General features: G+C 41.4%; 9 protein-coding genes and 1 pseudogene. 4 read left to right on the forward strand and 6 right to left on the reverse strand.

Translation table 11 applies throughout. The annotated features are described in order from the left end of the window. Positions 1–22 precede the first annotated feature (22 nt). Positions 23–1111 (reverse strand): hypothetical protein, encoded by a 1089-nt coding sequence (locus HMPREF0848_RS05215; protein ID WP_008535115.1) that lies wholly within the window; start codon positions 1109–1111, stop codon positions 23–25. Positions 1112–1547: 436 nt separating this feature from the next. On the opposite strand from HMPREF0848_RS05215, the pseudogene HMPREF0848_RS05220 reads away from it, so the two are divergent. Next, a pseudogene (locus HMPREF0848_RS05220) lies at positions 1548–3071 on the forward strand (ATP-binding cassette domain-containing protein). Between the two features lie 93 nt (positions 3072–3164). Here the strand turns inward: HMPREF0848_RS05220 and HMPREF0848_RS05225 are convergent. After that, positions 3165–5033: an ABC transporter ATP-binding protein gene (locus HMPREF0848_RS05225; RefSeq protein WP_008535120.1), complete on the reverse strand. Its 1869-nt coding sequence runs from the start codon at positions 5031–5033 to the stop codon at positions 3165–3167. Beyond that, positions 5023–6768 (reverse strand): ABC transporter ATP-binding protein, encoded by a 1746-nt coding sequence (locus HMPREF0848_RS05230; protein ID WP_008535123.1) that lies wholly within the window; start codon positions 6766–6768, stop codon positions 5023–5025. The genes HMPREF0848_RS05225 and HMPREF0848_RS05230 overlap by 11 nt, the downstream gene beginning before the upstream one ends. A gap of 786 nt (positions 6769–7554) precedes the next feature. On the opposite strand from HMPREF0848_RS05230, the gene gshAB reads away from it, so the two are divergent. After that, a complete protein-coding gene (gene gshAB, locus HMPREF0848_RS05235) occupies positions 7555–9831 on the forward strand; it encodes a bifunctional glutamate--cysteine ligase GshA/glutathione synthetase GshB (RefSeq protein ID WP_008535125.1) in 2277 nt (758 codons plus the stop codon). Positions 9832–9892: 61 nt separating this feature from the next. Here the strand turns inward: gshAB and HMPREF0848_RS05240 are convergent, their stop codons facing one another. From HMPREF0848_RS05240 to HMPREF0848_RS05250, 3 genes are all read right to left on the reverse strand, one after another. Further along, positions 9893–10531 (reverse strand): hypothetical protein, encoded by a 639-nt coding sequence (locus tag HMPREF0848_RS05240; protein ID WP_037608984.1) that lies wholly within the window; start codon positions 10529–10531, stop codon positions 9893–9895. Then, on the reverse strand, positions 10455–11999 hold the full coding sequence (locus HMPREF0848_RS05245; RefSeq protein ID WP_008535128.1) for a DUF1310 family protein: 1545 nt from the start codon (positions 11997–11999) through the stop codon (positions 10455–10457). Before HMPREF0848_RS05245 ends, HMPREF0848_RS05240 begins: the two co-directional genes overlap by 77 nt. Positions 12000–12099: 100 nt before the next feature. Continuing rightward, positions 12100–12660, reverse strand: a complete 561-nt coding sequence (locus HMPREF0848_RS05250) for a GNAT family N-acetyltransferase (RefSeq protein WP_008535129.1) — start codon at positions 12658–12660, stop codon at positions 12100–12102. A 189-nt stretch (positions 12661–12849) separates the two neighbouring features. On the opposite strand from HMPREF0848_RS05250, the gene HMPREF0848_RS05255 reads away from it, so the two are divergent. Together HMPREF0848_RS05255 and HMPREF0848_RS05260 are read left to right on the forward strand one after the other, a co-directional pair. Further along, positions 12850–13440: a type IV toxin-antitoxin system AbiEi family antitoxin domain-containing protein gene (locus tag HMPREF0848_RS05255; RefSeq protein WP_008535130.1), complete on the forward strand. Its 591-nt coding sequence runs from the start codon at positions 12850–12852 to the stop codon at positions 13438–13440. Continuing rightward, positions 13437–14279, forward strand: coding sequence for a nucleotidyl transferase AbiEii/AbiGii toxin family protein (locus HMPREF0848_RS05260; RefSeq protein WP_008535131.1), 843 nt, complete (start codon positions 13437–13439; stop codon positions 14277–14279). The genes HMPREF0848_RS05255 and HMPREF0848_RS05260 overlap by 4 nt, the downstream gene beginning before the upstream one ends. Positions 14280–14329 lie beyond the last annotated feature (50 nt).

The raw sequence follows: 14329 nt of genomic DNA on the forward strand, positions 1-14329 counted from the left end.
TTTTTAGAGAGGAACTGCTTGTCTATTTCTTCCTTATATGGTTGTCGTTCCAGCTCTGTAATTCTTGATAGGATTTGACTTTACCTTCCTCATTAGTCGATTTAAAGGTACTAACCGGTAACTCGTAGGCATCTTGCCCCACTGGCGCCATCCAGTGCAACAGGGTATTAACCCAAGTCTCGTTAGTGACTTTATTTGGAAGGCTGTAGATTCTCGCATGTTTGGTCTTAACTGCCTCGTAGGCATCTTTTTGCTCTTTGGCAAAGTTGGTATTGTCCATATTAAGACTTCTGTCCTTGGCTGAAAGGTAGTATAAAGCAGGCAGATTACCAGTTGGTGTGTTACTATGATCATCAAAATCTTTACCATTAGTAGCACTCTGAAACATCTCAAAACCAAAAGGCGCTAACGTCTTAGAGATATCAACATCAGCATGCTTAAATTCCGTCTCCAATGTATCGGAGTTGGTTGGAATGTACATTTCCTCTATCTTTTGTGAATAAAGATTGAGGAACTTTTTATTGGCAATCGGATCAGCTGACGATGCCCCAAATGGCAATTGTAGGTAGCCCTGTCCATTGAGCATGAAAAGTCTTAGACTTGCCTGATTTAAATAATCTTCATCCCCAGCTTTTTTAGCCAATTTCAAGAGGTCGATTTGTTTAGGTTTTTGAGTTGGTTTTTCCGTGTCATACACATAGATATTATAGTAGTCATACTTGTAAAGACTATCACTCTTGGCATTTTTCTTACCAGATAGATCCCCTTTATACTCTTGAGTGACGAGGTATTGACCAGCTACCCCCACTATGTTAAACATTTTTCTATCATGACCAGGGTTTGGTGTCACGAGTAGAAATTCCTTGTTATCCCCGAAAGTTTTCAGGGTGATTTTGAACAAAGGATCCTCTGCATTGCTGCCTGAATGAAGGGTACTACCCGACTTGCCAGATGCGTTCGAGCCTTTAGCGCTTTTACTGCTACCATTGAGAGCAAAAAAGATAGCTATCCCAGCAATAACAAAGAGAAGCGCCACTAAGAGACCAATAAAAATAGCCTTGGTTGTCTTATCACTCTTAGGTGTGGACTTTTTCATAAACCTATTTTCCATAACAATCTCCCATTTTTCTGTATAACTTTTAGTATAGCATAGACAAGGGGGGGTGATAAGGTAGATTGGCAGTCTAATAAGGTTGGATATTTTATTTTCATTTGACAAAATCCGTCAGACAGCGTACAATCAAGGCAAGTAACATTCGGAGGTAAATGGAGACATGAACAACTAAGTCTATTCACAATAAACCTGCTTTATTTGATAGATTGTTCTCATGTCTTTTTTGTGCTCTTTTTCTGTAGAAAATTTATTGGTGGTATCTGCGTTTTTTTTGCATCCACACCATAACTATCTCCTAGAGGGTTTTTTAGCTAGATTCAAGACAGTTCTATCTTATAAGGTAGGACTGTTTTTTGACCTTTGATATTGTTTGAAGTAAAAACTGTACTACCCATGAAACAATATCTATAAGCACTCAGACCTAGGAGGTCCTATGATACAGATTCAACACCTAACCATAACACATACTAAAGATTTTCGTGAACTCGTTCATGACTTAAATCTAACAATAACTCTAGGCGAATAAGTCGCTATCATTGGGGAAGAAGGCAATGGAAAGTCAAGTCTCCTTACCCTTCTTGTCAATCCTAAAGCACATTTTGACCATCTTTCTTACGAGGGAACTATTAATAAACCTGATAGCCCACAGGTCTATATTCCCCAACAGATTTCGGATGACTTACAATCCCTAACCCTTAACGACTACTTCTTTGCGGATACTTATGGCCTAGACTATGCTACCCTCTATCGTCTGGCTGATGAACTTCATTTTGATAGTGATCGTTTTGCTAGCAGTCAGCTTATCTCCTCTCTGTCAGGTGGCGAGAAACTCAAAATTCAACTCATACGAGAATTAGCCCATCCCCACGACATCATTTTTCTTGATGAGCCCTCAAACGATATGGACTTGACTACTATGACTTGGCTAAAAAATTTTATCAAACATTCTGAACAAACCATAATCTATATCTCACATGACGAGGACCTACTTAGCAAGACAGCAGATACCATTATCCACCTAGAACTCTTTAAACGTCGTCAACAAGCCAGGACCAGTGTGGAACATCTCGACTATGATAACTATAGTCAACAACGCTACGATGCTTTCCAACAACAGCTGCAGCAAGCCAAGACCGAGAAAAAAGCCTATGACAAAGCCATGGCCAAGCATCGCCGTATCAAACAAAATGTCCAAACTACCCTACGGAATACGCATGATAGCACGCAAGGACGATTGCTTGCTAAAAAGATGAAAGCTATCCTCTCGCAAGAAAAACGCTACGACCGCCTTGCCCAAGATATGACACAAATGCCTGATAAAGAAGACAGTATTGAACTATTCTTCTCTCATATCACTCCTCTACCTCAGGGAAAATATCTCTTAAATCTGGATGAGAAGCAGATAAACATCGCTCCTCACCTAACCATTGACCATCTCAAACTTTCTTTGAAAGGGCAAGAAAAAATTGGTATTGTTGGAGATAACGGCTGTGGTAAATCCACTCTCTTACACTTTCTCTACCAAGAACTTAGCAAGAAGACAGACCTGACTATTGGCTACATGCCTCAACGTTATGAAGCTATCTTGCCAGTGGAACTGTCTCCAATAGCATTTTTGAGTAAGACTGGCGACAAGTCTGAACGAGAGGTTATAAATTCCCATCTCGCTAACCTCAACTTTAGTCATGATGAAATGAACCATGCCATTTCTGATTTATCTGGAGGACAGAAAGGAAAACTACTCCTGCTACACCTGGTCTTAGAAAGCCCTCAGCTCCTTATCCTAGATGAACCAACCAGAAATTTTTCACCCACCTCACAACCCCAAGTCCGACAGCTCTTTGAGAACTATCCAGGTGCCATTCTGACAGTCTCACATGATGTCAACTACCTCAGACAAGTTTGCCAAAAGATATATCGCCTGGACTCACACGATTTAAAAGAAGTTGAGATTTAGGATATCAAATCTATCGTTTTTACAAGAAAAGTCTCAAAGGAATCATTTTCTTCATATACAAAAAACTCAGGCAAAACCTGAGTTCTTTTAGTCTTAATCAATTTCAAGACCACCAGTATAAAGTCGGTAGTAAGTACCACCTTGTTCCATAAGGCTGTCGTGGTCGCCACGTTCAATAATACGTCCGTGATCCATAACCATTATCACATCTGAGTTAACGATGGTCGAAAGACGATGGGCGATAACAAAGACCGTGCGTCCTTCCATGAGTCGGTCCATCCCCTCTTGTACCATTTTTTCGGTACGAGAGTCAATAGAGGAAGTCGCCTCGTCAAGGATGAGAACCGGTGCATTAGCAAGGGCAGCACGCGCAATGGCAATCAGCTGACGTTGTCCGTTAGACAAACCTGCACCATCATCTGTCAGAACAGTGTCGTAACCATTGTCCAGATGTTGCACAAAGGAATCCACGTTAGCAATACGAGCAGCTTCAAGAATTTCTTCACGAGTCGCATCCGCACGGCCATAGGCAATATTTTCAGCGATAGTCCCTGTGAAGAGATGAGTATCCTGAAGCACGATACCAAGTGAGCGACGAAGAGAATCTTTTTCAATCAGCTTCACATCGATACCATCATAAGTAATCACACCAGATTGGATGTCGTAGAAACGGTTAATCAAGTTGGTAATTGTCGTCTTACCAGCACCTGTCGCACCGACAAAGGCAACCTTTTGACCCTTATCCGCATAGAGGTTAACGTCATGAAGGATTTGCTTCTTACCATCGTAAGAGAAATCAACATCTTGCAAGACCACATTTCCGACCAACTCGACCAACTCGTAGTCGCCATTTGGACGTGGGTGCTTCCAAGCCCAATGGTTGGTTTTCTTGTCTGTCACAACCATTTGACCGTCTACCAATTCGTAGTTGACCAAAGTAACCTTACCTTGATCCACTTCTTCTGCTTCATCCAGAAGGTCAAAGATACGGTCGGCACCGGCAAGCGCCATAAGGACAAAGTTCAGTTGTTGAGACACCTGAGTAATAGGGCCGTTGAAGGAACGGTTCAATTGTAGGAAGGCCATGAGACCACCGATAGTCAAGCCACCCACACCATTGAGGGCAAAGACCCCACCGACCAAGGCAGTCAAGACGAAGGATACATTTCCTAAGTTCCCAAGGATTGGCATGAGGACATTGGCATAGCGATTGGCCAAGTATGAGGATTGGAAGAGTTCTTCATTAATCTTGTCAAAGTCAGCCATGCTTTCTTCTTCGTGGACAAAGGCCTTGACCACTTTTTGACCTGACATCATTTCTTCGATAAAGCCATTCTCAATCCCAAGATTCTTTTGTTGCTCGCCGAAGTAACGGCCTGATTTGGCAGATATATTTTTAATAACCATAAACATGATGCCTACCATGATTAGGACCACGATAAAGAGGAGAGGACTAACCGTAAGCATGGTTACTGTCACTCCGATAATGGTGATAGCCGTTTGCAAGAGTTGGGGAATGGATTGCTCAATGGCCTGACGGAGGGCATCGATGTCATTGGTATAGATCGACATGATGTCCCCGTGTTTATGAGTGTCAAAGTAACGAATAGGAAGCTTTTGCATACGAGCAAAAAGCTGATTACGAAGGGAACGTAGGGAATCTTGTGAAATCGTCGCCATGAGGAGGGAAGCCACATAGTTGGCAATCACACCAATAAGACAGAAGACAGCCACTGAAGTCAAGAAACGTAACAATGGCCCAAAATCATGACTACCAGACTTAACCATGGGTTGAACGTAAACATCCACCAAGGACTGAATTGAAGCCGTCAAATTAACCGTTGCCAAAGAAGCTACAACGATAAGGACAAAGGAGATAGAAAGTGAAAGCTTGTAGTCTTGCCACAAAAAGCGTAGCAGTCGTGCTAGTGAGCCCCAGCTGGCTTTTTTCTTATTCTGCATCTGCTACTCCTTTCCCTTGTGTTTGCATCTTGTAAACGTCACGATAGATGGCATTATTAGCCACCAAGTCGTCATGAGTACCAATAGCATCGATACGACCATCATTCATGACGATGATACGGTCGGCATCTTGGATAGATGAAATCCGTTGACCGATGATGATTTTGGTCGTATCCTTAAGACTTGAAGCGAAGCCTTGACGAATCAAACTATCTGTCTTGGTATCGACTGCCGATGTCGAATCATCCAAAATCAAGATTTTCGGATTCATGAGGAGAGCACGTGCGATACAAAGACGTTGACGTTGTCCCCCTGAGACATTGGCGCCACCACGTTCAATCTTGGTGTCATAGCAATCCTTAAACTCTTGGATAAATTCATCAGCTTGGGCAATCTTACAAGCTTGGATGATTTCTTCATCTGTTGCCTGTTTATTTCCCCAGCGCATATTTTCCTTAATAGTGCCTGAGAAAAGAACGTTGGTTTGAAGGACCATGGCAACTTGTTTACGCAAGCTATCCAAATCATAGTCCTTAACATTGTGCCCGGCAACCTTGACTTGACCAGTTTCCACATCATAGAGACGAGGAATCAGCTGAACTAGACTAGATTTTCCTGAACCCGTTCCACCAAGAATACCAATAACTTCACCAGACTTAATATCCAGCGTAATATCTTTGAGGACATGGGTCTTGTCACCATTTTCATCCGTGTATGAGAAATCCACATGATCAAAGCTGATAGAACCATCTTTAACTTCTGTTAGACCATTTTCAGGTGAAAGGATAGTCGCTTCAGTACTGAGGACGTCATTAATACGTTCCACAGAAGCCATAGAAATGGACAACATGACAAAGATCATCATGAACATCATGAGTGAGATGAGGATAGTCATGGTGTAGCTGAACATAGAGGTTAATTCACCTGTAGATAGGTTACCGACAACGATAAGGTGGGCACCAAACCAAGAAATCATGAGGAAGGACGCATACATTGACAACATCATAGCTGGGTTAGACATGACAACCACACGAATAGCACGCATAAACATTTGATAAATGCGACGTGAGGCCCTCTTGAATTTATCAGTCTCTTCCTGCTCCTTAACATAGGATTTCACCACACGCATGTTGGTGATATTTTCCTTGATACTGTTGTTAAGATTGTCATAAGCCTCAAATACTTGAGTAAAGAGAGGATATACAATCTTGGTAATAAGCGCTAGAATCACACCAAGAAAGAGTGTTACGCCAACGAAAATCCAAGCCATCTGACCGTTGATAAGGAAACTAGCAGTAATGGCAAAAATCAGGTTGAGTGGGGCACGCACACAGATGCGGATAATCATTTGATAAGAGTTCTGAACGTTGGTAACATCAGTCATCATACGGGTTACCAGACCACCAGCTGAGAACTTATCAATATTTTCAAAGGAGAAGCTTTGAACCTTCTTGAAAATGGCCTGACGTAGATTCTTGGCAAATCCAGCAGAGGCAAAGGCCGCATAGCGAGCCGACTGCATACCGCAGAATAGGGATAGAAAGGCGCAGACTAACATGAGGCCACCATAGAACCAGATGTTAGACATGTTAGATTGCTGGACACCTTTGTCCAAAAGATTAGCCATGACAAAGGGAATGGAAATCTCAAACATGACCTCTAGCATCATGAAAAAGGACGCTAGGAGTGAGGGTTTCTTGAATTCCTTTATCTGGGCGATCAGGGTTTGAAACATAGTTACCTCCGTTTTATTTGTTGTTTTTTTACTTTTTTGATGCTTTCTTAAGTGATGGCGGACGTCAGCGACCGACACAGTCGTTCCATGACTAGTTATCGAGCCAAAGTCTCGATAACTCCGCTTCCTATAACTGCTTCTGCAGTTATAGGAATATCATCACGGCGAAAGCATCGCTGGTGGGCAGAGCGAGCTACTAGCATCTTATTCTACTCTCAACAAGACTGAACAGATTTAGACAACTGTTGCCACGGCGAAAAATATCGTCTGCTCTATGCAGAGCGTGTTTCAGGCATTGATAGATATAAGCTAGTCCTGTAATCCATCACGGCAAAGCATCTCTGGTGGGCAGAGCGAACTGTTAGCATCTTACTCTGCTCTAAACAAGACTGAACAGATTTAGACAACTGTTGCCACGGCGAAAAATATCGTCTGCTCTATGCAGAGCAAAGTTTCATAAGAACAGTCAAAATGTTCATATTTTATCTATAAAAGAACAGTTATACCCTTTTGAGAGCATATAAAAGCCCCTGAGGGATGGGCCCTAGGGAGACTTCGTTTTAATATAGATGTTACTTATAGTATAGGTTAATGTGACTTAAATTGCAAGTAAAATGCTATATGACTAGGATTTGTTCTGATTTCCTCATTATTCTGCCCATAATCTGTTCATTTTTCACAAACTTATCTAAAACATTCGGAAATTCCCCTTAACCGTAGCGGAAAGTTGTTTTATTCTCCTATTTATAATAGACTATCACTAACATTAGATGAAAAGGTGATTCTATGACTATAAACCAACTGCTTCAAAAGCTGGAGTCTACCAGCCCCATTCTCCAAGCGAACTTTGGAATCGAGCGTGAGAGTCTGCGTGTCGATAGGCAAGGACAGCTGGCGCATACGCCTCACCCATCCTGTCTAGGAGCTCGTAGCTTCCACCCCTATATTCAGACTGATTTTTGTGAGTTTCAAATGGAGCTCATTACGCCAGTTGCCAAATCCACCACTGAGGCTCGTCGTCTTCTAGGAGCTATTACCGATGTGACCGGACGTTCGATTTCTCAAGACGAGGTTCTCTGGCCCCTCTCTATGCCACCTCGCATCAAAGCCGAAGAGATTCAAGTTGCCCAACTGGAAAATGAATTCGAACGCCATTATCGTAACTACTTGGCTGAAAAATACGGAACTAAACTACAAGCTATCTCAGGTATCCACTATAATATGGAACTGGGTAAAGATTTGGTTGAGGCCTTGTTCCAAGAAAGTAATCAGACCGATATGATTGCCTTCAAGAATGCCCTCTATCTTAAGTTGGCTCAAAACTACTTGCGCTACCGTTGGGTGATTACCTATCTTTTTGGGGCTGCACCTATTGCTGAGCAAGGCTTCTTCGACCAAGAAGTTCCAGAACCTGTGCGTTCCTTCCGTAACAGTGACCACGGCTATGTCAATAAGGAAGAAATCCAAGTATCCTTTGATAATCTTGAGGACTATGTCTCCGATATCGAAACCTATATTGCCAATGGTGATTTGATTGCCGAGAAGGAATTTTATTCAGCTGTTCGTTTCCGTGGCCAAAAGGCTAATCGTTCCTTCCTGGACAAGGGAATTACCTATCTGGAATTCCGTAACTTCGACCTCAATCCCTTTGAGCGTATCGGTATTAGCCAGACTACTATGGACACTGTACACTTGCTCATTTTAGCCTTCCTTTGGCTTGATAGCCCTGAAAATGTTGATCAAGTTCTAGCTCAAGGTCACGCACTAAATGAGAAAATTGCCCTTTCTCATCCGCTAGAACCACTACCTGATCAAGCTATAGCCGAAACTAAGGATATTATTAAAGCCCTAGACCAATTGGTTCAACACTTTGGACTTGGTGACTATCATCAAGATTTGGTTAAGCAAGTCAAGGCAACCTTTGCGGATCCAAAACAGACGCTCTCTGCTCAACTCTTACCTTATATCAAAGACAAGTCCCTAGCTGACTTTGCTTTGAACAAGGCGCTGGCCTATCAGGACTATGATTGGACCGCTCATTATGCCCTCAAGGGCTACGAAGAGATGGAGCTCTCTACACAGATGTTGCTTTTTGATGCTATCCAAAAGGGAATCAATTTCGACATTTTGGATGAACAGGACCAATTCCTCAAACTCTGGCACAAAGACCATGTTGAATACGTCAAGAACGGTAATATGACTTCAAAAGACAACTACGTGGTCCCTCTTGCCATGGCCAATAAAACTGTGACTAAGAAGATTCTGGCAGATGCTGGCTTTCCAGTTCCTGCTGGTGACGAATTTACCAGCCTTGAGCAAGGGCTTGCCTATTACCCTCTAATCAAGAACAAACAAATCGTGGTCAAACCAAAATCAACCAACTTTGGTTTGGGAATCTCCATTTTCCAAGAACCTGCCAGTCTTGAAAACTATCAAAAAGCCCTTGAAATTGCCTTCGCAGAAGATACCGCAGTCCTGGTTGAAGAATTTATCCCGGGTACTGAATACCGTTTCTTCATCTTGGACGGGCATTGTGAAGCTGTCCTCCTTCGTGTTGCTGCAAATGTCGTTGGAGATGGCAAACACACTATCCGTGAATTGGTTGCTCAGAAAAATGCCAATCCATTGCGTGGCCACGACCACCGCTCACCGCTTGAAATCATTGCCTTAGGAGACATCGAACAACTAATGTTGGCCCAACAAGGCTACACACCTGACGATGTCCTTCCTGATGGGAAAAAGGTTAACCTACGCCGTAACTCTAACATCTCTACAGGTGGCGACTCTATTGATGTCACTGAGACTATGGATTCCTCTTACCAAGAATTAGCCGCAGCCATGGCAACTAGCATGGGAGCCTGGGCTTGTGGGGTTGACCTGATAATTCCAGATGAAACCCAAATTGCCAGCAAGGAAAATCCTCATTGCACCTGCATTGAGCTTAACTTTAACCCTTCTATGTATATGCACACCTATTGTGCTGAAGGACCAGGTCAAGCTATTACTCCAAAAATCCTGGACAAGCTTTTCCCAGAATTAGTAGCCCTCAAACATCAAAACTAAACTGTCATAAAGCAAAGCACCTTTATCAACATGTGATAAAGGCGCTTTTTCTATGCAAGTACTAGTCACCTGTCTCCTCTTTGGGATGAGCTTCCAAGTACTGAATATTTTGGATATAGACGTCTTGAGCCTGTTCAAAGGCCGCCTGATTGGCATAGGGATAGTCAATGTAAAATAAGTCCTGCCAGCCGTTAAGCTTTTGACTATTGTAAAAGCCTTGAATCTTAGTTGGAAGGAAATCCTTGTTATAACTAATGCGCAACTTGAGTAAAGTCTTGTCCTGAAACTGCGAAATGATACTGTTAGAGGTTTCTTGATCCTTAAGCTCAGACCACACCCTATCCAAGCGGATGTCCTGGGTATAGTGGTCGGCTTTAATGCGAGCCTTATCCACAGGGAGCTTTTGAGTAGCCCCTAAGAGGTAGGACAACTCCCCTTGAAAATAATCCTCAATCGTCAAATCACCAAGACTAGACCCATACAAGATACCATCCTTAATGGCAATGTTTGATCCAAAGAGTCTTTGATTAGCAACATCAAAGGACATTCCCTCATCCTGTCCATAAAGTTTGATGGCGTAGGCATCTCTGACCCGATAGAAATTTTTAGATACGAGAGCCTTATCAAGGGTTTCCGTTTGCTTGGCTTCCTCCTTGACCTTGGAACTTGTAGGTTTCTTGGTAAAAGCTGTCAAAACCATCAAGCACAAAAGTAGAACGAATATGATCCAGATAGGCATTGTATACCTGAAGGCGGTCTTCAGCTTTAACGTGTCTCCATGTTTCAAGATCTTTCAAGCCTCCTTTTTTAACAATATCGGCATAGTTTCCACCGTTTAGCACATTCCTCGGATTTTTCCACTTCTTAACCATTTTCCGTCTGATGGCATTATCAGCAGGATGATGAACATCCAGATAGGTGTGGCTATTATTGAGGTAAGCTGGTAAATCGGCATTGAGGCCCTTGGACAAACCATAGTTAGCCGAGTCTGTATCGGCAATGTCAGCCCCATCCTCTATCTTATAATGCTTAGGATTAGAGTCGATACTACCATCTTTCTTTTTCTTATAAACATTCCATTCGGATACAAATTTTCCTGTATCCATATTGACAATGAATTCAATAAAACGGGCATTACTAACACCGTAGGGCCCCATAATGCTGGTCTGAGGCAACTGAATTTTCATATTATGCGGATAGGTGAAATCACCTAAAGTTCGATTATGAAAGGAAGCACCTGTGGTGTAATCCAGATTAATCTTCTTGTCCTTGCTATAGGCCAAAAGCTTATCCAAATCCGTCTTGCCCTTGTAGTTGGTCCTAACATAGTCCATAGACTGCTTATCAATCCAAGATCTGAATAGATGGAGCTTGATGCCTAACTCATCCACACCCAAGCCCTGATCCGTCTGATAGGTTTCCATGATAGCTTCACGGAAGTAGCTATAAAAAGGACTGGTTGGCTCAAGTTGTTTGGAAAATTTATAACCCGACTTCCCAAGTTGGAGAAACTGGTACTTATCCACATAAACCTGCATATGGTTCATAACCAAATTAAGCTTGTCATGGTTAGGTAATTGAGAAGCTTGGAAAAAGGCTGCATAAGTATCAGAACCAACTTCCTTACTTTCTTGATCAATGTCATTCAAGATGTTGTCAAAGTGGTCCAGAGAAGTCTTTTTCATTTTACTTCTTACCTGAGCCACATAGGCCGGCTTAATCGCCTGATCCCAGTGGTCACGGGCTATAATCGCATCAGCTTTTTGCGAAATCACAGCCAAGCGTTTCTGATAGGCCTCATCTGTCAAAGCTAGCTTCAGAGCATCCGACGGCGTCGCTTGAACTACTGACAAATCACCATAAGCATCCGACTTTAGGACAAGATTGACCTGTTTATCATAGGAATGATTGATATGGAGGGATAGACGAATCTTTCCATCCTCCTTACGCACCGACATCGGATCAATTTGATAAGATTGGATGACCCCAGCCTGACTCAGAGCCAGTCTGTCTAAATTTTCCAAAGAAGCCTGATAAATGTAGGAAATTTCTGGGTCTTTGACCCTCTTGACCAGATATTGGTTTCGACGACGGTCGAAAACCACAAGACCAAGTATAAGGATTACAGCCAAGGCACTTGCCAAATACTGTAAAATTGCTTTCTTCATAGTACTTCCATTATATCATAGGACGGCAAATTATACTGAAAACGGTTGACAATCCTGAAAATAGATGAAAAGCAGGTCGTATCTAACCTGCTTCCCTGCCTTATAAATCACTCAAGTGACGATGTTTAATCTTAAAGTCAAAATAAGCATTTTCCTGAAGTTTTTGGAAAATCTCTCTGTAAGCTTCTTCATCAAAGTGATCTCCACGATAGAGAATCTCAAAACTCAAGCCCTCATATTCCAGAAAGGCATTTGAAGTCTTAAAACCATTACGCTTGTAGAAATCCCAACGAGCCGCACGTTGCTCTGGATTATCATTAGGCTCATCCAAACGCTCCACCTCTAAAACCATGGATCGTGTTGGCCCATAAAACTCCACTAATTTATTAATGATTTCACTACCATAGCCATGACTCCTCATTTGAGGAACAATAGCAAAAAAGCTAACATAAAAAACCTTAGCATTATAGAGAACTGAGGCAAAGCCAATAAAATCATCTTCGTCATAAAAGGCAAAGAAATGATAATCCTCACGACCATCCAGTTGTAAGAACTCACTCAATGGAATACGTTCTTCCTCTGGAAAGGCCTCATTATTCAAACGCTCCACCCTATCTAAATCTGGAAACTCCTTGGTAATTAATTGGCTACGTAAAGCCATAACAATTCCCCCTTTTCTGATGCCTATATCTATAGGCCATTATATCATCTTAGCGAACAGTTGCAAACTTCAAGTAAGGATGACTAAAAGATTCCGAAGACTTCAGAAACAGCTAGCATCGAAAAATGTTGCGTCTACACTACAAAAAAGATAAAATTGATGTATAAACGCAACAAAAGGAGGGATGGTATGTCAAATAAAGAAAGAATGCTGCACCATCTTGCACATCATAATGGCATCATTACTTATAAAGACTGTAAAACTCTTGGCATACCCACTGTCTATCTAACTAGGTTAGAACAGGAAGGAACTATTTTTCGAGTTGAAAAAGGAATTTATCTAGATGCTAACGGGGACTATGACGACTATTACTTTTTTCAATATAGATTTTCAAAGGCTATCTACTCTTACACATCTGCATTATATCTATTAGGCATTACTGACGAGATTCCTCAATATTTTGAGGTAACTGTACCTAGAGGTTATCGTTTTAACACCCCTCCTTCCAATCTCCTAATTCATACGACAACTAAGAAATTTATCGAAATTGGGGTCACACGCATTAAAACTCTTATGGGGAACTACGTTCAGGCTTATGACCTAGAGCGAACTATTTGCGATTTAATTATTAACCGAAATCACATTGATACAGAACTTTTTGTGAAAACACTTCAGAGTTTTGCTAAAAATCCGAATAAGAATATAGGTAAACTTTATGACTATGCTACTAAAATGCAGGCCATAAAAGATATCAAGCAAACTCTGGAGGTTCTTATGTGAGCAAAGCAACATTAACCCTACTCTGCCACAAAATCTCTAAGCAAACTGGCTTAACCTTTAACTCCGTGATGACCTATTATTTTCTTGAAATGATCCTAAAAAAGTTAAGCCAGAGTTCATACTCAAGAAACTATATCTTTAAAGGAGGCTTTCTTCTCTCGAATGTCATTGGCGTTGAATCACGTAGTACTGTCGATATTGACTTTCTATTCCAGAACATCACACTATCATTTGAAAATGTTGAGAAGCAACTCAAGGATATTCTTGCGATTCCAATAGAGGGTATCAATTTTACGCTCCAATCTATAGTTTCTATTAAAGAAAGCGACCTTTACAGTGGGTACCGGGCCAGCATTCTTTGCCAGCTCGAAAACATCAAACAAATGGTTCATTTAGATATTGCAACAGGGGATATTGTAACGCCACACCCTATTCATTACGACTATAAATCTCTTTTTGAAGATGACCACTTCCCAATCATTGCTTATCCCATTGAGACCATTATTGCTGAAAAGCTACAAACGATATACTCTAGAAACTTTTTGAATAGCCGTAGCAAAGACTTTTATGACATTTATATTCTTTCAAAATTGAAGAGGGAAGAAATTGACACCTTACAGCTCCAATTAGCCATAAAAAGAACATTTGCATTTCGTGCTACCACATTTGATTACAATAAAAATATTGAACTTCTTAAATCATTTAAAAATGATGAAACCCAAAACCAACAATGGCAAAACTACGCAAGAAAATACAGTTATACTAATGGCATCTCATTTAAAGAAGTTCTTGATGAAATAATCATGTTGTTAACTCAGCTTCCTTTTAGTAGGGACTGATAAAGTCATTTGATTGGTTTTATTCACAATATATACAAAGTTATTTTTTC

The sequence above is a fragment of the Streptococcus sp. C150 genome, from assembly GCF_000187445.1.
GTDB lineage: Bacteria > Bacillota > Bacilli > Lactobacillales > Streptococcaceae > Streptococcus > Streptococcus raffinosi.